Raw genomic sequence first — 23487 nt, 5'->3', positions numbered from 1 at the left:
CCTACGCTTGCTTCCTAATTTAGACTTATTATCTTTGACTGATTTAATAAAATATCTGTTTCAACTTTTTCAAGCAAGCCTTCTTTTTTAAAGAAAACTGCTTTGCCTATCATTTTAGACTGGCCATTTTCTTTACTCTTTCCAAAAGCCTCAATTCGGCTGGGTGTCATATACTTATGCATATAATATTTAGAAAGTGTAGCTCCTTCCTCTTGCTTGGCAATTTCTCCCATCGCATTGACAGTTGTATAGTAATGACTATCTATTAAACCTTGGCCATTTATTGTGTGAAACAGAGAAGGTAAATTTCTTTCATACCTTGAAACTTCGCAAGCTGTATTAAAATAATAAATACTTAATTTAACATTTTTCGGAATAAGCATTGGATATTTATTATAGAATTGGCTTAGCGGCTGTAAGACTTGTTGATGCAAGTCGTCATAAACGTTGTATTGAATAGGGCTTTTCGGATGTAAAAGCGCAATACGATGCATTTGAGCATATACAATATTTACTTTATCCTCTGAAAAAATGAAACTACTCTGACTACAATTAATAAGAGCTGTTAAATCTTCATCACTAACACGTTCAATTAGTGGATTAACACCTTTTGCTAATAAATTGTTAATAGCACTATTAATAGTAAATCCTGGCTTACGATTAGCATTAATATCTGCCAATAACAAGGGATCAAACCAGGCACCCATTGTTTTTGCTAGGGCACGAGCAATGGGAAAAGCTAAGTTATTTTGGTTATAAAGAGCATTTATACTGTCAAGACGGATACTTTGCCTGTTTGAGCTACTAGTTACATAGTGAACTCTAGACTCGTCTAGATTTTTTAAATGCTCAATTGTTGAAGCGTGAGCCGTTGCGACATCAGCTGGCAGAATATTCGGAAGCCCAAAACAGCCATCATGATCGATAGCACTAACCCGAATACTCTCAGCCTTACTTTGATTACTATATGATCTAGCTAGAGAAAAAGTTAAATTTTTATTTAATTGCTGGCTAATTGCCCTTGTAGCTTTAAAAAACATCGAACGCCCATTCATTTAAATAAATATATTCTAACAAATAAACTATTAGTTCTACAAATGATCACCTACATTTTAATAACGAACAATAATCTTATCTGGAAAACTGGACGATTTTTGTACTTTTAATTGATAATTTGAGCGGCTAAGGACTATCTAAAAGAGCTTTTAACTGCTGATTACCTTTAGCCAGCGTAGTCTTGCTATATTTGCTCTAATTGCTTGTCAGTTTGGATCCTGAAAAAGCCTATCGGCACCAATTAGAGGAATAATACGATATAAAACTTCCTCCATTACTCTAGGCTCGGCATCTACGATAAGTTTTGCTTTTCTATCTTTCCATGAAAGCGTTTGAATGAGATTCGCAGCAACAACAGAGGGCTCCTTAAGATTATTAACTGGCACTTCAGTACTGCCACCTCGAATGCTGGTGCTTATGGGACAGCAAATAATTAGTCCAGTTGCTTGATTGTATTCTTTTGACGATAACACCAAAGTAGGGCGATACTTGCCTATTTCTTTTCCTTTAGTTGGCTCAAAGTCGAGCCAGATAATGTGATTTCTTTCTGGGATGTATGTTTTTGTCATTATTGCTCAACTTCTTTAGGGTTAAGTGTAGCAAGCAAATCGGCATGGGCAGTTTCTGCAGATAATCCCTTGATAAGATCAGCTTCTTTAAAGGGAAAGTGTTTTCTTTTTGTTGATTTAACTACCGTAAAGCCTTCTTCAGTAATTTCAACATCAACCTCAGTTCCCTCTTTAAAGTGAGGTATTTCACGCATTGGGCCACTGATACGTAAGGCTAAACCATTACCCCATTTTTGAATTTTTGTATGTATTTTCATTTTTACGCCTAATGTATCAACAATGTAGATATTAACAAGTATACACAACATATCACTAATTCTGCAACCGCAGCTAAATAAAGTCTATTTAAAGAAAGTTCTAACCGTTGATTGTCCTTAATTAATTTAAATAACTTAACGTTAATCGTAAAAATTACTGGGACATTTGGGACATTTGGGACAAGCGGGACATCCACATAAACACAGGTTAAAAGCTGTCCCATTTTAAAAAATATCAACTGGGACAAATGGGGAGGGGAAAAAAGGAAAATAAATGTCCATCTAGGTTAAAATTAGATAAGTGAGCCCTTCTACTAGAAAACATCATAGTTTATCGTTTTCTGGTTTTGAACAATTATGAGTTTGTGCATAAAGGCATTGATTTGCCATAATTTATTTTGAGTCTATCCTTAAATAAGGTAGCTAACAATCAAGTTAACCATATTTAGGGAAAGGAGATGAAAAATGGATCATTTACATCAAGATCAAAAGCGAGGGCAAATTAAACCCAATCCAATGGGAGATTGGCATGATACACCTGAGCATGAGCAAGTAGAACATTACTCAGCAGAAAATTTACATCACAAACAATTCAGCCAAAAGCCTTGGTATAAACGGGCTAAACAGCGATTTATTGAGTTATTTCACGACAGCCGTGATAAAGTAAGTGATACTCAGCATACTATTAAAGACTATTCTAATACAGCCGTAGAAAAATTTGTTGCAAGGCCTATGCCTTATTTATTAGCAACTAGTGCTATAGGATTTTTGCTATCTTCTATGTTGCACCAAAAAAAGGATAAAAAGGCTCATTTACATCAAGAATCGATGAAAGATCGTTTAATGAAAAATTTACCCCACAAGTATTTCGGTCAAAAACCTTTACTTAGCCGCATTAAAGACCAAGTTAATGAATCATTTTATGGTAGCCGTGATAAAATCAGTGAGGCTCAAGATACTATTAAAGACTATTCTGACACCGCCCTACAGAAAGTTAGTGAAAAGCCGCTTCCTTTCTTATTAATGGCTAGCGGTTTAGGATTTTTGCTATCTTCTGTGTTTCGACAAAAAGAAATAAAAGTAGTCCATGTATATCAAGAACAAGACCACAACCGCATGAAACAAAATACGATGGAAGACAAGCATAATGTTCCTCATCAAGAGCATGCAGGTCGCTATTCAATAGAAAATTTACCTAATAATTTGCAATTTGGCAGAAGACCTGTGCCTTATTTATTAATAGCTGGTACTGTAGGGTTCTTGCTATCCTCTATGTTTTATCGTAAGTAAAAATCAATTAAACTAAAAAAGATTAATTAAGAAAAATTAGTAAAACAAGATGAAGTGAAATTTACTTCATCTTGTTTATATTTATTTTAAATTGGAGGGTGTATGAAAGAAAAATAACCACCCCAACACCCAGATCAACAACCAGGCATTGAAAGCACTAAACTCATTTTTCAAGTACATTATTAAAAGTGATTCTAATTTTGTTGAAGATTTAGAAGAATTATGTAATAAAATTACACAAGAAATTGTATTAATCTCGAATGAAATTGAAGTTAAACTACAAAGAATATTATTTGAAAGTTACTATTTGATGATAGAGATGGAATCGAAACATTACAAGGACTTTCAGTTTTATTAAGGTTCTGACGTTTACCTTTCCAAGCAGTAAGTAATATTTACCTCTTTTTATAAAAATTAGGTATTAATTTGCTTTTCGAACTATTCGGAAATACCGGATAGTATATGGTATTCGTTTTCTAAAGGGACAAAACATTTATAATCATAGGTGTACTTAACTACAATTAAATTAATTAAAATAAATTTGCACGTTAACTATGACTACGAAAATTGTTCAAGTAAGAGTTGATAGCAACCTTAGAGAGGAAGCAGAAAATATTTTAAAGATGTTAGGTATAAATCCTTCTCAAGCAATTAATGCATTTTATGCTCAAATTGTATTGTATGGAGGTATGCCTTTTGAATTAAAGTTACCTAATAAAATATCTCGCGAAGCAATTGAAGAATTAGAACATGGTAGTGGAAAAGTGGAAAAAGGTTTCTGTCCTTTAAGTCAATGATTGACGATGCAGATGATGTATATGCTTAAATTTAATTAGCAGCTAAAATTATTAAATTAACAATTTTAGGTTAACTAAAATGCCAGAACAAGTAGTTATAAAATTAGAGCTTCTTTAATAAGAAGCTCATGTAAAAATTAGTTCAATTATAATTTTAATTATTAAAGAGTATATAAACTCCGCTCCCTTGATTGCTCCAGCTGTGCATTTTCAATTAATTCACTTAATTTTCGGTGAACATCTTTAGCTGGCTGTAAGTCACTTAACAAGAATTTTTCTTGCGTTAAAGGATTAGTTCGATAACCCTTTTTATCTACTTTTAAATTAAGCAAGGTATCTAAATCAAATAAGTCACCTTCTAACCTAACGGGTTTATTAACAAGTTTCTGAGTATATGAATCTTTAAATTGCTCTAATTGTTTTTCATCAACATTAAGTTCTGCTAATAAAGATGTATTTGACTCTCGTTTTTTAATTAGTTCAAGAAAAGCTTTTAATGAAGAGCTAAATTCATTATTGACTAAAACAGTTGGTAAGAATTCGAGTTCTAAATTTACGCCACGCTGAATCCGAGATACGTATTCATATTGAGAATTGGCCATAGTGATGAATGCATCATTACCTAATTTCTTTAAATAAGAAAGGGGGTCGCTCTTACCTTGTTTATATGAGGCCAGCATGATTTCTTTAGCCGCATAAGTATTGTTAAGATATAAATGACGAGTAGTAGGATCCAAATCGAAAAATGTTTGTAATGGGTTTGAATAATTTATTTTCTGGAAGAAATGAATAAGTTCAAATGAATTATAGTGATTATCTATTATTAGTTGACGGTTTTGTGGGTCTATAGAAAAGAAAGTTATAAATGGATCTCTATGACCTAGCTTTAATAAAGACTTCATTACTTCAAAGCAATTATAATAGTTATTTATAAGCAAATTATTCTGCTCAGGGGTAAGAGCTATAAATTTATTAAATGCATTTTGATACCCTAATTTCGCAAAGCCTTTTATAACTTCTAGAGAGTTATAATAATTATTAAGAATATTAGTTAATTTAGGTGTCTCCATTGAAAGCAGTAATGCCAGGGCATCTTGATAACCGATTTTTATCAATCCTTTTAAGCATTCACCTGCATTGTAAGCATTTTCTAATAAAATATTTAAATAAGTGGGTTCTATATTTTTTAAAGTAGTAAGCGGCGATTTATATCCTAATAGATTAAAAATTTTTACTAATTCTTTAATGTTACTTGCTTTTTTTACAAGCGTTACCAATTGGTCTTCTTCCCAATTTTGCAAGTCTTGTAAAGCATCTGCATGGCCATATTGCTTGCAAGAGGTTATTAATTTAGCAAAATCAGAAGCATTATTTATGATAGCTAATTTTACTTTTTCAGAATTAAATCTATCTAAAGAAATATTACTTTTTAATAAAATTGCGCGAGCATATGTGCGGTATAATTCAGAGTCTTTGGCTTTATCAGAACAAATGCTCCAAAAAGTCTCACGCGTTGATTGTGACATATTAACTACTGCATTAGGGTCATCTAAAGAATAGCGATGCCCATCGATTTCTAATAGGTTAGTAGAGCGAGTTTCGTTAAATGTTATAGATGAGCCATTAGAAAAGACCACACTTGTTTGTCTAGAACTATTAAAAAATCTTGTATCGCTTAGTAGTTTTAATATGTCAGCCGTATTAGTAGCCATAATCAACTTCTCCAATTTGTTAAATTCTAATTATTCGAGCTGCGGATTTTATCTTAGTTATGTCTGGTGAGAATAGAATAATAGATGATTTTAATTTATTTATTGATGGTGTCATAAAAAACGAAAGCCTCCTAAGAGGTTCTGCGCTTAGGAAAAAAGCCCAAAGGGAGATAGTAGGCTACGCTTGCTTTTTTATTTTATTGATATTTCTAGCTACTTTAGTCATTAAGTCCTTTTTCTATCATACTTATCCTCGATAAAGCATCTTCATAACTGAGTTGTTGCTTAGCAATATCTATATCTAACGTGGCTCTTTGGGCTGCATTTTTACCATAGAACTCTAAAAGTATATCCCTTGCTTTTGCCCCAATTAGAAAATAGGGGCAATTATTGCTAAGGGTAATATTATTTATCAGTTTAAATAATTCAATATCATTCTTTGAAACATTATTCCATTTGCTTTTTGATGAATTTATCATAAATAATTTCTGCTGTTTCCTGGTTTCTCTCGTCAGATGAGCTTAATAAATCGGCATAGACTAAAATAAACGGCACAATATTTTGTTCGTAAGTTTTGGTATCGAAATTCCAAAATTTTTTAAGTAGTTCAATGTTGCCATTAATGTTTCGTTTTAGCCGACATTTATATTGTAATAAGGGCAGCTCATCATCTGCATAGAGGGTAATAGTCTCTGGTTTTAAATAATTAGTTAATTTAGCCGCTGCTATTTCACCGCCCCAAAGAAAATTAAAATCCATAGGGTTTACTTCTTTTAACAAAGCCAGGTTATCCGTCGAGAATTTTTGCATTATTAATTTAGGGCGTAATCTTTCTGTATATCCGATACACCATTTATTTAACAAAACTTCTTTATTAATTAGCCGCTTTTCATCATGATTTTTTGTGATTAGATAACCATTCTTTTCTAACATTAAAAAAGTCTTACCTATACTTCCAAGCGCAACGTCGCTCATTTTTGCTATTTCGCGGTAGGTACGATCTGATGCACTTTTAATTGTTAATAAGGTAAAAATAATTTTTATACTGGCAACACTAAGAGAGAAATGTTGTGTATCCGCTATAGTTGATTTTTGAGGTGTTTCACCTTTAATAGAGATAAAGATAGGTGCTGTGTTGATAAACATATTGCCTGATAAATCAATATATTCAATATTTGCCTCTTGTAGTTTCTCAGCAAGTACTTTGTTAACGTGGTTAGTAATTAATATGCTTTTTTTATTTAAGTGCTGCAGATAGTGGGTGATTACACCAATATTAGATTTATCGATGTTGCCAATTATCTCAGGCTTAAAGGTAAGATTATTTTGTTGAATACGGATATTGAGCTGATTTGATCTTTTATCATACTTGCATTCAACGCCTAACTTGTTCTTAATTGTAGACAACAATTTTTCCGTATCCATAACTATCGCCCCTGCTTGCTTGTTCATAATTATAGTACGTTCAATAAAAATGAACAACTAGGAAAAATGAACAAAATTGGCTTGTAAGCAATGAAAAATTAATTTATAGGCTCTGATTTAAATTTATTTTCATAATTAATTTTTATTTAAATTCTTTTAAAGCAAATTCAGTTGTCAAGGGTTCCTTGATAACTGAATTAATTTACAGAGTTCCAAAATGGAGCGTACTGAAATCTAAAAAGGTTATCTACGATAATTCAATGATTAATAATATGCTATTAATGTATTCCTAAGTTGATCTTCTATATTCCTATCGTACTTATCGAATACGCAAGTTAAGATTCCAATTTTCTTACATCCCGCAGAAAAATCATTTTCTAAGGGCGCAATATACAGACTTTGTTTGTGGCGAAAAAATATACTTACTTCCTAACTAAAATTTGGCAAGATGGCCTTAAATGAAATTTATATTTTAAGTTATAATGAGGATATGAAACCATTAATAGAAACGAATCCTTATTTAAAAAATAAAGAGTATCGAGGACTTACTAATGCTCGGTCTGTAAGGACTTCTAGCGGAGTTGAGGGAATTATAGTAAAACCCCTCTCAACTTGGAAGGCAGCGCACGCAGTCACTGTTAAGGTGTTTAGCTTATGTTCTCTATGTTTGTCCTGTTATTATCAACTAACAAGGCAGACTCCTTGGGTTTGATGGTTTTGCCTTTTTTCAGTACCAGTAATTTATTTATTTCAACGCCTATAAATAATATCTGTGAAGAAAAATAAAACCAGATTAAAATGATAATCAAAGAGCTGGCGGCGCCAAATACTGAGGCCCGGCCGCTGTTGTTAATATAGTAACTAACAATAAATTTTCCTAAGGTAAATAAAATAGCTGTAATAAAAGCCCCTATCCCTACGTCCTTCCAGTCAAGAATAACATCCGGTAATACCTTAAACAGCATGGCAAAAAGTAAGGTCATGATGAGAAAAGAAATGATATAGTCTAAGATCATGAAAATGTATACACTGCCACCGAACATCTGGATGAGAAAGCTACTCATCGCAGCAAGGGCGACACTTAACACCATTGAGACTAATAGAAGAAGGGCAATCCCCAAAACCATGCTAAAAGACAGGAAACGGTCTTTAATTATATTAAGCCATCCTCTACCAGGTTTAGGCATTACTCCCCAAATTTTATTTAATCCATTTTGAAGTTCAGCAAAAACCCTGGTGGTACCAAAAATCAAGAAAAAAATCCCAATGATCTGAGGTATCTTGCTTTTATCGGCCTGTTGGCTATTTTCTATCATGGTTTGAATTTGCAAAGCGGCTTTTGTCCCTGCCAAGCCAGAAATATGATCTAAAATACGGCCCTGTGCTGCAGCTTCTCCCAGGAAGAAACTGATGAGAACAATGCAGATAAGCAGGATTGGCGCAAGTGAAAAAATAGTATAGAAGGCCAATGCCGCAGATAAACTGGAAACCCTGTCTATACGCCAAAATTTAACTAACTCTTTAATTGATTGCCAAACGTTTCCAATGTCCATATTATAATTCCATAGTGAATGACAAAAACGTTAGACCACTTTATCAGATTTGCGAATTATTTATAGTCATGCAAGGCGACTAGCTGCAGCAGGCCCTTCGGGAAATATTAGTAACGCTTTTTATATTACTGTTATCCCGAGCATTCTACCTTGCCTCTACTATTTTAATTGAAACTAAACTGCACTTTGATTATGACTACAGAAATTGTCCAAGTAAGGTTGATAGCAATCTTAAAGAAGAGGCAGAGAATATTTGAAAGATGTTAGATATAACGCCTTCTCAAGCAATCAATGCATTCTATGCTCAAGTTGTTTTATGTAGAGGTATGCCTTTTGAATTAAAGTTACCTAATAAAATATCTCGCGAAGCAATTGAAGAGTTAGAAAATGGTGGTGGAAGAAGGTTTCTATCATTTAAGTCAATGAGTGACGATTCAGATGATGGACATGCTTAAACCCAATCAACTTCTTTCAGCAGGCGAGGAATCACTTACCGGTCTAATGGCGAAAGCAGGGCAGAGAACAGATGCAGGACAAGAGATTCGGCTAGCTGATATTGAAGCAGATGCAGGTGTAGGTTTACGTTGTCAAGGAAAGTTGTTCATCTGAGGTTGAGGCATCGCTAGTTGCTTGGCTACTAAAAAATGTGTATCTATTATCAGCATTGCTTTGTAACGAAGCCATTTTATTTAAAATAAGTTGTTCTATTTCTTTATGACCCATAATATGGGCAACCTCATGAGGCAAAATAGGCAAACTATCGTTTGAATCAAGTACTTGCCCTTTGTTGGTTATAAATTCTTTAGCTCTGGTTAATATATCTGGGCCTAACTTTTCAGCAGTCGTTATTAATTCTTTACTGCTTGATTGCCATGCTTTAAAACAACAAGCATCGGATGCCAGCAGATAGGAAACAATGTCTGTATGACCATTTTTGGCTGCAGTATAAAGCGGGGTCACACCTTTTTGAGTAGGCTGGTTTACATTCGCGCCCAAACTTACCAATGTCTTAACTGCTTCTAAGTGACCATTTAGTGCTGCAATATAAAGCGGGGACGTACCAAATTGATTAAGTATATCTACTGTTGCACCTAGACTTACTAATGTCTTAATTGCTTCCGCGTGACCAGCTGTTGCTGCACAGTGAAGTGGAGTTACACCAAATTGACTAGATATGTCTACTGTCGCACCCAGACTTACTAATGTCTTAATTGCTTCTACGTGACCCTTGTATGCCGCACAGTGAAGTGGAGTATTATTGTTAGCACAGGCCTTATTCACATTTGCTTCGCCCAACTTTACTAATACTTCAATTGCTTCCACCTGACCATATAGTGCTGCAAGGTAAAGGGGAGTCGCACCATTTTTGTTAGGCTCGTCTACTTTTACTTTCGCACCTAAACTTAGTAATGCCTTAATTGCTGCTCCGTAACCCATTTGTGCTGCAATATGAAGGGGAGTATAGTTATCATAAGCAACTTTATTTACGTCTGCTTTGCCAAATTTTACTAGTGCAATAATTGCTCCCACGTGACCCTTTTGTGCTGCAAGATAAAGTGGAGTTGTACCATTTTTATTAGGCTCGTCTACTTTTACTTTCGTACCTAAGCTTAATAATTCCTTAATTACAGCTAGGTGACCATTTTGTGCTGCAGCATGAAGGGGAGTCTGATTCATCGCACCACAGGCCTTATTCACATCCGCACCTAATTCTACCAATGCCCTAACTGCTTCTACGTGACCATTTTGCGCTGCAATATAAAGCGGGGTCGCCCCATTCTGATTAGGTATGTCTACTGTTGCACCCAGACTTACTAATGTCTTAATTGCTTCCACGTGGCCATTGTGTACTGCAGCATGAAGGGAAGTAGATCCATCCTCAGCCGCCTTATTTACATCTGCTTTGCCTAATTTTACCAATTTCGTAATTACTGCTCCGTGACCATTTAATGCCGCAGCATAAAGCGGAGTCGCACTACTTTTATTAGGTTTGTCTACGTTCACCCCAGCAATTATAATCGCCTCAACTGCTGCTTCGTGACCATTTTGTGCCGCAACGTAAAGTGAGGTAGCACCAGTTTCAGTGCACTCATCTACCTTTGCTCCTGCACTTATCAGTGCCTTAATTGCTGCCACGTTACCATAATATGCCGCAAGATAAAGCGGTCTTGTACCATTTTTATTAGGTTTATCTACTTCCGCGCCTAATTTTTTTAGTTGAGTAATGATTTGTGCTTTGTTTGCTAAAGCTGCTATATGCATTGGTGTATGATCGTCCTTATTGAATGCATTAAGAAGTCCCAAATACTGCAAACTCACAACAGCTTGACTATTACCTTTTTCTAACTGCTCATCAAGTTGGCTTCGCCTATTGCGCATAAAGGTCTGCATAAACTGCTGGGCAGGGGTGTTTGGTTTGAGCCTTTTTAGCAATAGTTGTGCTAAAGAAGAAGCGGCATTATTGGGTTTATAGGAAAGTAACCCCATCAGATCATCTTGTTGGTTTTGTTGCTCTTTTATTGGCGCCCTCCACTGACAAATCCGCTCCAAACGCCATTTTAACTCATCCATAAGTTTGTCTTTCACTTTAGCGTGTTTAGGATTTGGTTTTTCAAGGTATTCAAGGAGACTGCAATCAGGCCACGATTCATTGATCGTCTTTAAATATGTGTGAAAGAGATAATGTCTGACGTTGTTGTCTGTCAGAAGTTTGTCTATGGCCCCTGGTTTATTAAGCAAGACTTCCTCGATAGGATGCAAGGGTTGTTTTCCTTTTTTCTTTTTGCCAATTGGCGTGGTTTGAGTTGGGATCTGCGCGGCTTGAATTGAGGCTTGGCTGTTTACAGTGACTTTCTGTTCGGTTACTTTATTTTCAGGCTCTTTAAACCGTGCTTCAATGGCTTTGGCCTGCTCTTCTTGGCCGCGCTCTTTAAGGTATTGTGCATGCGCTAACCACTCCTCTTTAGAGGAATGAGTGGACAGGCTTTGGGTATGAGTTTTTGAATGATTGTTTTTTTCAACAAAGTCTTTAAGGGGGTCGCGGATGAAGTGGATGCCTCTAACCGGTGGCTGATAAATGGATAAAGACACTTCAGCACGCGTGGTTGCCACAAAAAACTCATTGAATAAGGTGCTGTGCCGAATGCTGCCGTCACTGGTTTTCGCCACTGTAGTTGGCTGGTTTTGTAACATAAAATTCTCACCAATGATGGGATTGGCGGCTTTAAAGCCGTCTTGCTCTAAAAACCGATACAACAACACGTGTTTGGCTTGCAATCCTTTCACACTGGTTGGGGTATAGACACGCTCACGGCCAAATAAGTCTATCGCTTCTGTTAGGAATTCTTCACTAGTAATGACGATGAAGTGCACATTGTCTCTATCATTCATTAGGGGCGTAAGCTCGTCTTTTTTATCTAACCAATGCACAGTGCCATGTTGAGTGAGTGCCTGATTTGCACCCACGTAAGCCAATTCATTTTTATCCAAAAACGACGCCCCGCCGATGGCTTGGTATTTAAACTGCAGCACCGCATTAGAAACTTCAATCACTTCTTTCGGACAGCGGTAAGAGGCTTGCAACACGGCGTGGGTGGTGACATCTTTTTGATACTTTTCCCAAAAAATAGAGCGAATAAATGGCAGCGTGGTTTCGCTACCGAACAAACGTTGATGGTCACCCACACAAAAAATAAGATTATCTGCTTGAACATCGTTCTGAGACAAAGGTTTTCGGTGCACCAAGGATTTAATTTGCTGACGCGATAAATCTTGGGTTTCATCTGCCCCAATAAAGTCATAGTGCTCGGTTAGTTCAATAGGATGAAACGCCAAATCGACCTCTTGGTTGTCAGCTAATTTTTTTAGATAACTTTGATACACATGCCACAGCCAAGCACGCGTCTTCTCATCTGAAAACAAGGAAAATTTACTGCTCACTAGACTATTATAGGTTTCAAAGGAGTCATAAGCAGACATGGTGTAGAATTCTTGATAAATAAGCGGTGCTTCACTTACCTCAACCGGCAACGCCGATTTCTCACGGGCATTTAATTTAAGTTGCGTGGCAGCGTAATGGTTGTACCACTGGATAAAGTCGCCTTCACCTTTAAAATTGGCTGCCCCATGGTTAAGGGTATAGATTTCTTCTGGGGTTTTAAACTCAACGCAGTTTGGATTAATCGTTGTGCCCTTAAACTCGACTTCACATATAGAAGCCCATTCCTGACGCAGCTGGTGCACTAAATGAGTTGACTTGGCAATCACTAAAATACGCGGTGGCTCGCCACGCTCTTCACACCAATGCATGATGTTTTGCTTGATAATCGCTAACAAGACACTCGTTTTTCCAGAGCCCGGTGCGCCACTGATGATTAAGGGCAGGGACGTTTTGCCTTTGATTCTAACTTCTTCTTGCCCCTCATCTAATAAGATAAACTGCTTGTTACAAAATTCTACCCGGCTTGACAGTACAAAGTCTGTCTCCTCAACCTCTTCCTTCTCTGAGTTAGTATTATTGTTGTTATCGGTAATATCCTGATTGAGGGCTGCAGTAAGTGCACGTCGCTCCTCATCGTCTAAGGGAGTAAGGTGGGGATATTCATGATTGGGTAAGATGTCGGTCACGACCCAGACTTGACCTTCTTTACTTTCGATAGGGCAAAGGGCAATGCGACTTTTCTTATTATGCCTAATGGTATAGATTTTCTGCTCACCTAATGGGCCTCGTAATTTCTCGAAATTTAGGCCGTGTCTATTTGAATTTTCCATGAAAATGGCTAAAGTTTGTTTATAGGATGCAAATTCGTCTTCCCCGAACTTCTTTTCCAAACTAGCTCGTATTAATATCTTCTTGGTCATGAATAGATTAATTTGTTCAATATAGTATTAAATTGTATCATAATTGATCAATAAAAATCAATATTTCAGCGCTAATATAAGCAGGTCAACTAGGTGTTAAGTTAAGCTTCATTTATGAGGAATATCGCAGAAACAGTAGACTATATTATTGAAGCATAATATATAACCATTTTTCATGGATTAAGGTTTTGGCTAATTTGGAATCAGATAAAGTTACAAATTTTGAAAACAAACGCTTACTCCCTTTCTTCTCCGAGCCATTTCAGGATATCGGCCAATAAAATTAATATTGAAGTTGTGGCAAAGAAAATACTATAAGTAAAAGGAACGGTCTGATAGAAACGTAAAATCTGTAACCATTCTGGCTTATTTGTTGGAATCCACAAAATAGGAATCATAAATCCTAGTAGAGTAATGTAAGTTGTAGAAATGAAGCGGAGAAAAAGTCGTGGCATTTCTCGATCGCCAACACTATAAACCACTGCTGAGAGAATAAGTATTCCTGAGATAATATTGATAATAATGCTTGAACGATGATCAAGAAAACGAAATAAATCTTCTTCTAAATGGACTGGAAGAACAGAATCATTAAATACTTGCAATATAATATTGCCTACAAGTATTATTATACACAGTATAAACGGTATAATGATTTTTCTGTTTTCCAGAAACAATGAATAACCGTCAAGAAAAAACCAGATAATTGGCCAGAGAATAATTCCTGCTAAATAAATTAAAATACCGATCATTATTAAATCACCTAAATGAGAAGTAGTTGATTTTGTTACAATAGTATCTACGCTTGTAACCAATTCTTAATTTTTTCATGTTCTGTCAATTCCAGTAGTGCTGGGGCATGGCCTGCATTTTCTATTTCTATCAAGTCTGTATGTGGATGAATTTCTTGCATTTTGGTGATATGTTCAGATAACAAAATATCAGAATGGCGCCCATGGATGATGAGTACAGGACATGAGACTTGGCGCCATATATGCCATAAATCAATATCGAAAAAAATCCCTTCTAAGGTCTTGTGGGGATGCAGCACTAGTTCCCACAAAAATTGTGTAGGTGTCTTATTGTGTGAAATATTGGGATCACATTTAGCAATGTATTTGCCGTCAGAGCGACGTGTAATACTGTGCTCTGTAAAGTCAATCCATTGAGACTCGCTCAAATCACCAAAGCCTGCATAGATTTTTTGGTAATATTGTTTTGCTTCCTCTTTGCTGGAAAATGTAGTATGTGTATCAGCATATTTGGATAAGCGTCGTAGGCCATGAAGTGGAACTTGTGGGCCAACATCGTTTAGCACCAAACGGCGAATGGGTGAGTTGGGCAAAGCTGCCATCATCATGCCAATTAACCCGCCCATTGAAGTACCAATCCAGTCAATTTCTGTAGCTGATGATCTAGCGATAAGAGCGGTCATATCGGCGATGTATTGTTCAAAATTGTAGTGCTGAGGGTTTTTGAACCAATCGCTATCGCCACGACCGGCAATATCAGGGCAAAATATGTGGCGTCCCTGTAGACTTAGAAAATTGGCCAGTGCGTCAAAGTCGTGTCGATTACGAAGAAGTCCGTGGACACAAATTAAAGTAGGTTTAGCTGGGATAGGTTGCCCCCATTCCGTGTATACAACCCGATGGAAACCGTCGGCTGATGTCCCCAAAAAATAGTTGGTTTTCATATATGGATTACCTCCTTGTAACCCATTTAGGATACGCTATTAGTAGTATAATTGATAGGGCAGTTTTATTGTTCAGGCCAGATAGAATCAGGTAATTGTTCATCTAACGCTTTCCCGGCAGCACAATCTTTTGAAAAATATCTATCACGACGCTTTAAGTAAACGCGGGTGTAATAATCTAGCGCGTTCTCTTTAGCAATCTGAGCAGGAACACCAAGTAACTTTGCTGTAAGAAAATTCCTCTGTATTGCTTGGCATTCAGTTTTCGCTTCATCATACTCTCCTCGTACATGCATACTTTCATGCGTTAATATGTTTAAGCTAATAAGCTCTTCCAACGTTGCTTGCTTAGGATGACTAATATAGTCCTTTAATAATTTGCATCTAGGGTACTGTATGACAATATATCCTTTTTTAATATCTGCATGGCCTGCCACACCTATCTCTTCATCAAATATTGTATCAAACAGCGTGTTACAATGAACAATAGCTGATGGATTTTGTGATAACTGTCGCGCTACATTAGTTAGGTGACGTTGAAAGTGCCAATGAGATAAAGGGGGCCACGAGCATAACAAAGCAAGAACAAATAATAGCGCAAGATATCCCTTAGAAACGGGCATTGACACATCTGTTTCGAATCCTAGAAATTTGCCTATAGGACTTTTTAATTCCCGATAAATTAACCACCAAAAAAATAAGGCAAGTAATGTCCATATCATAGCTAGCGCTTAAGAAAATTTAAATTTAAAAAATACTTTTATCTGACATTAACAATACAATCAACATCTAACGTCGCTCACAATAGCAGGCATAGATCAGGCCTTGGCCGACAAACAAGTCTTAATAAAACATCAACACTCAATTATAAATAAACCTTACAGAAAAATTTAGTCCAATCAAATGCAATATCGAAGAGCCTTCGTGAGTGCATCTTATTTTTTTACGGCAAACGTATGGGATAAATCTAATACTTTATTTCGAGCGATGAAGCCCTTTTGGTGAATAGGTATCAAAAACAATAAATTTTTTTCCATCTTTTTCAACTGTTTTCCCAAATAGACGCTGTTTGCCGCTTACTTTTGCCTCCCATGTATCAGATCCTAAATATTTAATTCCAGATTGGCCAAAATTCACGACAAATTTCACCATCCAATGCTGCTTTTTTTAACTTTTTATATAAAACAAAATTTGTTTTTAAGTTTATTAAAATCTGAAATATCTTTTTTAACAACAGGAAAAAAACTTGAATTATCTTTAGCAATAAAATTCCCTCTAATCTGCGCACCAACTTTGCCATCTGGAAAAGTTGGAACATCTTTAACTTCAATACTTTCTTCTTCTTTTGACTCCTTAGTAACTCTTTCTTCCTTTATTTCTTCTTGATCAGTCTTTTGCAATAATTGCAATTTAACTTAAATCGTGACTAGTTTGGACTATCAAATTTCTAAGAATCACAAAATTTAAGTTTGCAATAGTTTGATGAGGAGCAGTTTTGGTGGCAGTTGGTTTGCAATAGAGATTAATTTTTCACCTATTTTAGGTACTAGCCCATAATTGCTTGTAATCAATTGAGAGACTAATAAACTCATCATCGACCCTACTATTAAACTTTAGATGCGTTTACTGTGAACAATCTGCTAAATTTGAATAACTTTAATACTTTCTTAACAATTTTTGTTTAAAATGTACAAATATCACCTTATAGGTTTACAGTATGCCGCATGTTGTAATTATTGGAGCAGGTCCTGCCGGGTTGTATTTCGCAAGTAATCTTGAGCAAAAAGGGATAAAAGATATAGCTATTTATGACTTAAGGGCTGGCGATTATGTAAGACCCGGTGCCCTTAATATTGGTATATTTCAACAAGCTGAATCGGGAATACAAGCTCCTCTCCATTTTAATAAAGCGACTAGTCACATTAGAGATATTGAAAAATGTCTGTACAGACATGTTGTATCTAAAAATATTACCGTAGAGAAAAAACAATTTATGCGTTTTTCGGAAGAGCCAAAAGGAATTTATGTTGCTTATAAAAATGAGCAGCAGAAACTCGTTGAAGAGTTTGTTTCTTGTGATTATGTTTTTGACTGCACAGGATCTAAGCGAGCATTAGCGCATGAAGTTAATAAGAAGTGTGAAATAAAAGGCATGCCTAGGCCATTTGAAATTTCTGTTGTTTCGAAAGAGGTAATCGTAAAAAAATATCTTATAGCTTATCTAAAAATAGATAATAATATTGCTGCACAAGCAAGAAGTGTGACACCTGATCAAAAAAACAATTTAACAGGAAAGACACATTTAGAATATATACAAGCTATAGAAAAATTACGTCTATTTGGCTGGACAGAATTCACTCTCCCAGATTGCCATCATACTCATTTCAAAGAAAATAAAAATTGTTTTTATATTGATTGTCCTAGTGATTTGTTACCCGAACACCAGAGTGCCTGGATGGAAACAGTTTTAAGTATCTTAACTAACAAAACAGCTATTCAATATGAGCCTATGGAATCAAAGAAAGGACGCTCTAAACCCAATTTTACTACCTTTGTTGTTAATCCAAAAAAACTAAATTGTTTTACTTATCAGGAGGAAGGCTTACCACATATTAGCATCTTAGGAGATGGTCAGATTGAGCCTAATTTCGTTTTAGGTCATGGGATTAAAGGGACGTTCGAGCGTATTGACTTGTTAATGAACTACATAACAATCGCTGATGATGGAAAAATAGCTAATTACGATGCTAGCACTTACAACCTTGATGTCAATAATGCTCTTAAAGCACATGGACAAGAAATTTTTAATTATTATCTAATACGAAAGCTACATTTTCGCAAAGGTGTCTATGAAGCAAAAATTCGTTATGAGGCGGCTATTACAGAAACTACAAATCCAGCAGAAAGGGACCTTTTCCGTGAGAGATTAAGAGAAATTAATGCGCGTATTGCTTTTTATGAGGCTTTAAAACCATTAGAGGGAGGTAATGCGCCGAGCAATCTTGATGCTGCTTTGAAGGAGTTTACTGATGCTAAAAATACAATAGTTCAATCCTTAAAAATGTTAACGGAATTTGAGCTAGCAGAAGCAACTGAGAAGTTACAGCGTTTCATCATTTTTTTTAGAACAATTGGCAATCGAATCAGTCAAAAAGCCTATTATTCTCTTGCAATTAAAATTTATGAAGAAGCATTAAGTATTTATTCGGTTATGAATATGAGGGCTGATGTAGAGAAGTTAAACCTGTATTCAGAGCTTATTCTTTGTTATCGCAAATTAGGGCAATTAGAAGAAGTTTTTGCTAAATTTAAAGAAGCCTCTTCTTGCTTAGATCTAGCCAATAATGATGCTAAGAAAAAGATATTATTTCATTTTGTTAAGGCAGTAGAAGAAAACGTAAGTAAACTTAATTCAGACAGCCAACGATTAGACATCTTATCTCGCTTTGCTAGCTTAACTAAGACACATCTTACGTTTATTGCAGAGCATCTTAAAGATAGTTTAAAGGTCGAATTAAAACGGTTAGATGATTGTATGGCTAGTTTTAAACATCATGAAATGGAACTAGGCGTTGTGATTAACATTTAAGAACTGTATAGAATAAATAAACTTGTAGCAAGTGTAGCAACTGTCTTAAATTTTTAATTTAAAACAGTTGGTTCTGTTCACAAGCCAAATTTGTTTTTTTTTGATCATGGCATTCATAGACGATCCTAGGGTAAGATGACTAGGTTCCATTAGCATCTTTATGATAAGTCAACATTGAAGTTAGGTACATTTATGTAACAGGGCTTTTTATTTTATATGTACTTCCAGCTTCCCATCTAACCCTATCCATGCACGTTTCATTAGTTCGGTGTTAAACGCAATGCCAATTTCCCCATGAGTATTAACTGAAATTACACCTACCTCGGCATCTTTAAAGAATTTTAGTCTTTGATGAATTACTTCATCGCAGGCTTCTTGTAAACTTTTATTTTGTAATTCGGTAATGAATGATACCGCACTAGCTACTGTTGCCCGGATTAAATGTTCACCAGTTCCCGTACCAGAAACGGCGCAAGTCTTATTATTAGCATAACAACCTGAGCCTATAACGCAACTGTCTCCAATTCGACCGGGCAAGCTATTAGGCGTCCCGCCAGTTGAAGTAGCTGAGGCTATGTTTCCTTTTTTATCTAATGCCACAGCACCGACTGTTCCATGTAATTTCTTTTGTAACAGCTTTTGAATGTGTTTTAAGTCACGACTTTCCTGAAAAGCTGCAAATTGGTAGTCTGTGATGAAATAAGAATCAGTTTCTAGAGTAATATTCTCATCTTTAGCTAAATCAAGTGCGCCATAGCCTGAGAGAAAAACATGATCAGTTCTATCGATAATAATACGGGCTAGGCTAATAGGATTTTTTACATTACATACCATAGAGACAGCGCCAGCCCTTAGGGTTTTACCGCACATAATTGCCGCATCCATTTCGGCTTCCCCTCGGGCATTTAGGGCAGAGCCTCGGCCAGCATTAAAAAGAGGATTATCCTCAAGTGAGACTACAGCTGCCTCAACCGCATCCATCGCACTACCACCTTTTTTGAGTACTTGATACCCTTGTTCAATTGCACGGATTAAGCCCTCTTTATATTCTTCGGCGTGCTCTTCGACAAAAGGATCTTTATCTTCTGCGCCTCCATGTATAGCAATAGCTATCTTATTCATACTATTCCTTGGTTTGTATTCAAGAACTACAAATTTAACTATACTTATACAAATCCTTAAGAAAAAAGGCCAAGGCTCTAATCAAAATATAGCAAACTTTATAGGGAGATAAACAATGGTCACGATGGTTGGAACACAAACAGAATTTAGAGATGCACTTTATGAGCTTTGTGAATTAGATTATGACGCGATAGAAGCCTATGAGGCTGCAATCAATCTCCTTGAAAAGGAAGGGCATATTAAGAAAATGGAAGAATTCAAAGAAGATCATCAACGCCATGTTGAAGAAATTTCTAATTTATTGCGTAAGCATCAAGCCAAAGTGCCAGATGGCCCAAGTCCTAAGAGTTTTCTAACCCAAGGCAAGGTGGTGTTAGTCAATCTTATGGGTGATAGAGCGATTCTTCAAGCAATGTTAACAAATGAGCAAGATACCAATACTGCTTATGAACGCTTAAATAAGTATAAAGATAAATGGAAAGATGCCGTTACTATTTTAAAGCGCGGCCTTAGCGATGAAAAAAAACATAAACGATGGATTCAATTAACTTTAAATGGGTATAAAGAGCATGATATGTAGTAAGCTAAGCCTCAATCTCTAAATTTGTAGATAATTTGCTACAGGACTGATAGTTAAACAAAGTGATTATTTACAGGATCTCATTATGAATACAAACAAGAACCCCTCTGTAAAGATTAACCCTAACGTTAAGACAGCGATTATTTATTCTCTAGATGATTTATTTGCTTATACTGTTGAAATTAAAGAAGCAGATAGAAGCTACTATATTGCTGACGGCCAAGACCCAATATCATTTGGTAATATGAAAGATGCAAGAGAGGCTGCTATAAAAGAAGGCGCAATAGAAGCCTATTTAGCGTTAAGTAAAACGTATGATAAAACTGGTATAAATAATCTAGATCAAACTCACCAAGAGAGGTTTGATTATAGCCCTATAAAGTTAGATAACGTAGATGAGTAGCTATTAGCTTCGATTCCGCTCAACGGCATATTAAAATCAATCACTAACAAATTTAATGTTTTGCATGTCGAAGTTTAAAATACTAAAATTGGACTAGTTGTTCCTTCCTTATTTTATTTAACAAGCGAGCCTTGGCGCATCCTTCTTTAATTAATGAAGGAAATCCTCTATTTCATTTGCGCCAGATGTTAAAAAAGATTTATTTTAAATAGGTGAATACAGATTATATTTTTAAGTATATTTTTATAATAAAGACTTAAGTGATGATAAATTATCTTTATTTACGGGCTTAAGGAAAGCAAAGGGAATTATATGATCCAGGATGTGATAATTATTGGAGGCGGGCTTTCTGGGCTTAGTGCTGCAATAGAATGCCTAGAGAAAGAGAAAACTGTTCTTATTTTGGAAGCACGTGAGGTGCTCGGTGGAAGAACGTCCTCATGGCAGGAAAATGGTATGACTGTAGAGTCAGGCTTACATCGAGTTATTGGTACCTATACTCATTTCCCACAACTATTAAAAAAAGCAGGTTTAAAATATAATAAAATTGTAATCTGGGAAGATGAAATAGAATTTCGAATTCCGGAAGGTCTTTCTGCCGTGTATGGCTTTGCTCCAATTTTTCGTTTTAAGCAAACACTTAAGTCTGCTTTAGGAAACAATCACTATTTAAATTGGAAAGATAAGATTAAATTTTCAATTTTTATGCTTGTAGGTTTTATAAGGTATTGGTTTAAGCTTGGTCATTTAGATGCTATAACCATTCTAGATTATGCAAAAAAACATCGCCTTTCTGATAAATGTATACAGCGCTTATTAGTACCGCTAACCGAAGGAATATTCTTCCTACCGCCTCAGGATTATTCTGCGTACGCTTTTTTTGGTCTATTTTCGCCGGTTGCTCTACGTTGGCCTTGGATTCGAGCTGGCGCATTTACCGGTGGAATGAGTGACATTCTGATAGAGCCTTTAGCAAAGAAAATAGAAGAAAAAGGCGGTATCATAAAAAGAGGCACGCCAGTAGAAAAAATTCTAGTTGAAAATGGGAAGATTGTAGGAGTAGTACAAGGTCAAGAAGAAATTAGGGCAAAAAATGTTATTCTAGCCACTTCTTTATTACCCGCTAAAGAAATTATTAGTCAATCACTTCTCAATTATCCTTTTTTTAGAAAGGTTCTTGAGCTACCAACGCTGCCTACAGTTACGATTCAATTAGAGCTGGAGAAGCCAGCAATGAGCGTTGATCATGCCACGTTTGCACCGGGCACGTTGCTCTCTTCTTTCTCGGAGCAATCAAGAACAACATTCTCTTCCACAACAGGCAGATTATCTATTATCCTTGCGCAAACGGAAGAATCAATAAAAAAAACACCTGATGAATTATTAGCTGCGGTGCTTGAGGACATGAAAAAAATTAATCTTAACGTAAGCCACGTTAAAAATTTTCATGTCACCTATCAACAGGCTGATTTTTATCGTATGGCTCCTCACGTCGAGCAGCTTAAGCCATCTCAAAAAACCCCTATTGAAGGTTTTGCCTTGGCAGGTGATTATACTAAACAGAAGTACTTTACAACCATGGAGGGAGCTGTTTATTCTGGTAAATTAGCAGTCAAAGCCTTAAAATTATAAAGTAACGTTAAGATATAGAGATTTTTTTCACAGCTAGCTAATTAAAATTAATAGTGATACAGATAGGTAGCGTCATGACTGTAGGTATTATTGCAAGCCCATAAGTTAACCAAATCCAATTAAAATTCATGGTTAATACTATTAGTAAGACAGCAAGGGTACTAAAGAAAAATAAACCACTTAACAATACTTTAGTTGGGTAATGACTTGCCAATTTCTCGAGTATTACTAAATTGGCAAGAAAGCACATAAGTGATACAAAAGATAAAAGTAATGAAAAAGTATGTAAAGAAATAGTCCAAGTATTCTCAATATACAGAGGAACGACTCGACGATATAGTTCTTGCACTGAAAAGAAAATTAAAAAGTTAATTAAACAGATTCTTCTTAATTTAGGCTTTGAAAAATTGATTTAATTGAGATTATTGACTTGGCAAAATTAATTTTTAACGTTGCTTGATGTAGCGCAGTATTAAGGCCAAGTTGGTAAAAAGTAAGTATGGCTATTTTTAAAAAGAAGAAATGTAATAACTAAACTAGACACAATTTATTATTATTGATACTATCATATCAGCTAGGAAGAAAGTCTATTTTTTTATTCTCTCCAATTCGTTGTTTTATTTATTACTCGACGTCCTGAAGGTTCAAAGTTTAAGTCTACTTTTTCGCTATGCAAAGCCTGCAAAGGCACATTTTAAATAAATTCAGGATATTATTATGTCTAATACAAAAATTGGCACTGTAAAATGGTTTGATGAATCAAAAGGTTTTGGCTTTATTGAACAAGCATCTGGACCAGATGTATTTGCTCACTTTAAATCAATCGTTAGTTCAGGTTTTAAAACCCTGGCAGAAGGTCAAAAAGTAGAGTTCGTTTTATCGCAGGGTCCTAAGGGACTACAAGCAGAAAATATAGTAGCCCTTTAAAGATGGGTTAGAAGCTAAATCC

The 23487-nt window shown here is 35.7% G+C and carries 24 protein-coding genes; 9 read left to right on the top strand and 15 right to left on the bottom strand.

All coding sequences use genetic code 11. From position 1 onward, the window contains the following. Window positions 1-14: 14 nt before the first annotated feature. The 3 genes from ACQUW5_RS06185 to ACQUW5_RS06175 form a co-directional block, all read right to left on the bottom strand. On the bottom strand, window positions 15-1040 hold the full coding sequence (locus tag ACQUW5_RS06185; RefSeq protein WP_444990350.1) for a hypothetical protein: 1026 nt from the start codon (window positions 1038-1040) through the stop codon (window positions 15-17). Window positions 1041-1262: 222 nt separating this feature from the next. After that, window positions 1263-1625, bottom strand: coding sequence for a type II toxin-antitoxin system PemK/MazF family toxin (locus ACQUW5_RS06180; protein ID WP_444990349.1), 363 nt, complete (start codon window positions 1623-1625; stop codon window positions 1263-1265). Continuing rightward, a complete protein-coding gene (locus ACQUW5_RS06175) occupies window positions 1625-1882 on the bottom strand; it encodes an AbrB/MazE/SpoVT family DNA-binding domain-containing protein (RefSeq protein ID WP_444990348.1) in 258 nt (85 codons plus the stop codon). Before ACQUW5_RS06175 ends, ACQUW5_RS06180 begins: the two co-directional genes overlap by 1 nt. A 465-nt stretch (window positions 1883-2347) precedes the next feature. On the opposite strand from ACQUW5_RS06175, the gene ACQUW5_RS06170 reads away from it, so the two are divergent. Together ACQUW5_RS06170 and ACQUW5_RS06165 are read left to right on the top strand one after the other, a co-directional pair. Then, the gene (locus ACQUW5_RS06170; protein ID WP_444990347.1) at window positions 2348-3172 is read left to right on the top strand and encodes a hypothetical protein; all 825 of its coding nucleotides are present in this window, start codon (window positions 2348-2350) and stop codon (window positions 3170-3172) included. Between the two features lie 554 nt (window positions 3173-3726). Next, complete coding sequence (locus ACQUW5_RS06165) at window positions 3727-3969, top strand: type II toxin-antitoxin system RelB/DinJ family antitoxin (protein ID WP_444990346.1); 243 nt, start codon at window positions 3727-3729, stop codon at window positions 3967-3969. Between the two features lie 161 nt (window positions 3970-4130). Here ACQUW5_RS06165 and ACQUW5_RS06160 read toward each other — a convergent pair whose 3' ends face one another. From ACQUW5_RS06160 to ACQUW5_RS06145, 4 genes are all read right to left on the bottom strand, one after another. Next, a complete protein-coding gene (locus tag ACQUW5_RS06160) occupies window positions 4131-5681 on the bottom strand; it encodes a hypothetical protein (RefSeq protein WP_444990345.1) in 1551 nt (516 codons plus the stop codon). Between the two features lie 218 nt (window positions 5682-5899). Continuing rightward, a complete protein-coding gene (locus ACQUW5_RS06155; protein ID WP_444990344.1) occupies window positions 5900-6160 on the bottom strand; it encodes a hypothetical protein in 261 nt (86 codons plus the stop codon). Next, complete coding sequence (locus ACQUW5_RS06150) at window positions 6129-7106, bottom strand: type IV toxin-antitoxin system AbiEi family antitoxin (protein WP_444990343.1); 978 nt, start codon at window positions 7104-7106, stop codon at window positions 6129-6131. Before ACQUW5_RS06150 ends, ACQUW5_RS06155 begins: the two co-directional genes overlap by 32 nt. 647 nt (window positions 7107-7753) lie before the next feature. Beyond that, window positions 7754-8659: a YihY/virulence factor BrkB family protein gene (locus ACQUW5_RS06145; RefSeq protein WP_444990342.1), complete on the bottom strand. Its 906-nt coding sequence runs from the start codon at window positions 8657-8659 to the stop codon at window positions 7754-7756. A gap of 260 nt (window positions 8660-8919) precedes the next feature. Here ACQUW5_RS06145 and ACQUW5_RS06140 point away from each other — a divergent pair, with 260 nt between their 5' ends. Next, window positions 8920-9114: a type II toxin-antitoxin system RelB/DinJ family antitoxin gene (locus tag ACQUW5_RS06140; protein WP_444990341.1), complete on the top strand. Its 195-nt coding sequence runs from the start codon at window positions 8920-8922 to the stop codon at window positions 9112-9114. Further along, window positions 9107-9268 carry a hypothetical protein gene (locus ACQUW5_RS06135; protein ID WP_444990500.1) on the top strand — a complete coding sequence of 54 codons (162 nt, stop codon included), beginning with the start codon at window positions 9107-9109 and terminating at the stop codon, window positions 9266-9268. The genes ACQUW5_RS06140 and ACQUW5_RS06135 overlap by 8 nt, the downstream gene beginning before the upstream one ends. Here the strand turns inward: ACQUW5_RS06135 and ACQUW5_RS06130 are convergent. The 6 genes from ACQUW5_RS06130 to ACQUW5_RS06105 all read right to left on the bottom strand — a co-directional run bounded on the left by ACQUW5_RS06130 (window position 9239) and on the right by ACQUW5_RS06105 (window position 16612). Then, the gene (locus ACQUW5_RS06130) at window positions 9239-13429 is read right to left on the bottom strand and encodes an ankyrin repeat domain-containing protein (protein ID WP_444990491.1); all 4191 of its coding nucleotides are present in this window, start codon (window positions 13427-13429) and stop codon (window positions 9239-9241) included. The genes ACQUW5_RS06135 and ACQUW5_RS06130 overlap by 30 nt on opposite strands. Window positions 13430-13755: 326 nt before the next feature. After that, window positions 13756-14268 (bottom strand): hypothetical protein, encoded by a 513-nt coding sequence (locus tag ACQUW5_RS06125; protein ID WP_444990340.1) that lies wholly within the window; start codon window positions 14266-14268, stop codon window positions 13756-13758. 47 nt (window positions 14269-14315) lie between these two features. Continuing rightward, window positions 14316-15212, bottom strand: coding sequence for an alpha/beta fold hydrolase (locus ACQUW5_RS06120; RefSeq protein WP_444990339.1), 897 nt, complete (start codon window positions 15210-15212; stop codon window positions 14316-14318). Window positions 15213-15277: 65 nt separating this feature from the next. Next, window positions 15278-15934, bottom strand: coding sequence for a hypothetical protein (locus tag ACQUW5_RS06115; RefSeq protein WP_444990338.1), 657 nt, complete (start codon window positions 15932-15934; stop codon window positions 15278-15280). A gap of 253 nt (window positions 15935-16187) precedes the next feature. Further along, the gene (locus ACQUW5_RS06110) at window positions 16188-16364 is read right to left on the bottom strand and encodes a hypothetical protein (protein WP_444990337.1); all 177 of its coding nucleotides are present in this window, start codon (window positions 16362-16364) and stop codon (window positions 16188-16190) included. Between the two features lie 23 nt (window positions 16365-16387). Then, window positions 16388-16612, bottom strand: coding sequence for a hypothetical protein (locus tag ACQUW5_RS06105; protein ID WP_444990336.1), 225 nt, complete (start codon window positions 16610-16612; stop codon window positions 16388-16390). 317 nt (window positions 16613-16929) lie between these two features. Between ACQUW5_RS06105 and ACQUW5_RS06100 the strand changes: the two genes are divergently transcribed. After that, window positions 16930-18801 (top strand): hypothetical protein, encoded by a 1872-nt coding sequence (locus tag ACQUW5_RS06100; protein ID WP_444990335.1) that lies wholly within the window; start codon window positions 16930-16932, stop codon window positions 18799-18801. Window positions 18802-19008: 207 nt separating this feature from the next. Here ACQUW5_RS06100 and ACQUW5_RS06095 read toward each other — a convergent pair whose 3' ends face one another. Further along, entirely contained in the window at window positions 19009-19923 is a 915-nt protein-coding gene (locus ACQUW5_RS06095; RefSeq protein WP_444990334.1) for an isoaspartyl peptidase/L-asparaginase family protein, read from the bottom strand. Window positions 19924-20038: 115 nt separating this feature from the next. Here ACQUW5_RS06095 and ACQUW5_RS06090 point away from each other — a divergent pair, with 115 nt between their 5' ends. The 3 genes from ACQUW5_RS06090 to ACQUW5_RS06080 all read left to right on the top strand — a co-directional run bounded on the left by ACQUW5_RS06090 (window position 20039) and on the right by ACQUW5_RS06080 (window position 22538). Beyond that, window positions 20039-20503 carry a ferritin-like domain-containing protein gene (locus ACQUW5_RS06090; RefSeq protein WP_444990333.1) on the top strand — a complete coding sequence of 155 codons (465 nt, stop codon included), beginning with the start codon at window positions 20039-20041 and terminating at the stop codon, window positions 20501-20503. A gap of 85 nt (window positions 20504-20588) precedes the next feature. Continuing rightward, window positions 20589-20906, top strand: a complete 318-nt coding sequence (locus ACQUW5_RS06085; RefSeq protein WP_444990332.1) for a hypothetical protein — start codon at window positions 20589-20591, stop codon at window positions 20904-20906. A 312-nt stretch (window positions 20907-21218) separates the two neighbouring features. Next, a complete protein-coding gene (locus ACQUW5_RS06080) occupies window positions 21219-22538 on the top strand; it encodes a hydroxysqualene dehydroxylase (RefSeq protein ID WP_444990331.1) in 1320 nt (439 codons plus the stop codon). Between the two features lie 37 nt (window positions 22539-22575). Here the strand turns inward: ACQUW5_RS06080 and ACQUW5_RS06075 are convergent, their stop codons facing one another. Continuing rightward, the gene (locus tag ACQUW5_RS06075; RefSeq protein WP_444990330.1) at window positions 22576-22887 is read right to left on the bottom strand and encodes a hypothetical protein; all 312 of its coding nucleotides are present in this window, start codon (window positions 22885-22887) and stop codon (window positions 22576-22578) included. A 368-nt stretch (window positions 22888-23255) separates the two neighbouring features. Here ACQUW5_RS06075 and ACQUW5_RS06070 point away from each other — a divergent pair, with 368 nt between their 5' ends. Further along, window positions 23256-23465: a cold-shock protein gene (locus ACQUW5_RS06070; protein WP_444990329.1), complete on the top strand. Its 210-nt coding sequence runs from the start codon at window positions 23256-23258 to the stop codon at window positions 23463-23465. Window positions 23466-23487 lie beyond the last annotated feature (22 nt).

It is taken from the genome of Legionella pelazae (genome assembly GCF_052527395.1).
The sequence above is the reverse complement of the archived record's forward strand: the minus strand, read 5'-3'. Positions and strand labels throughout refer to the sequence as shown.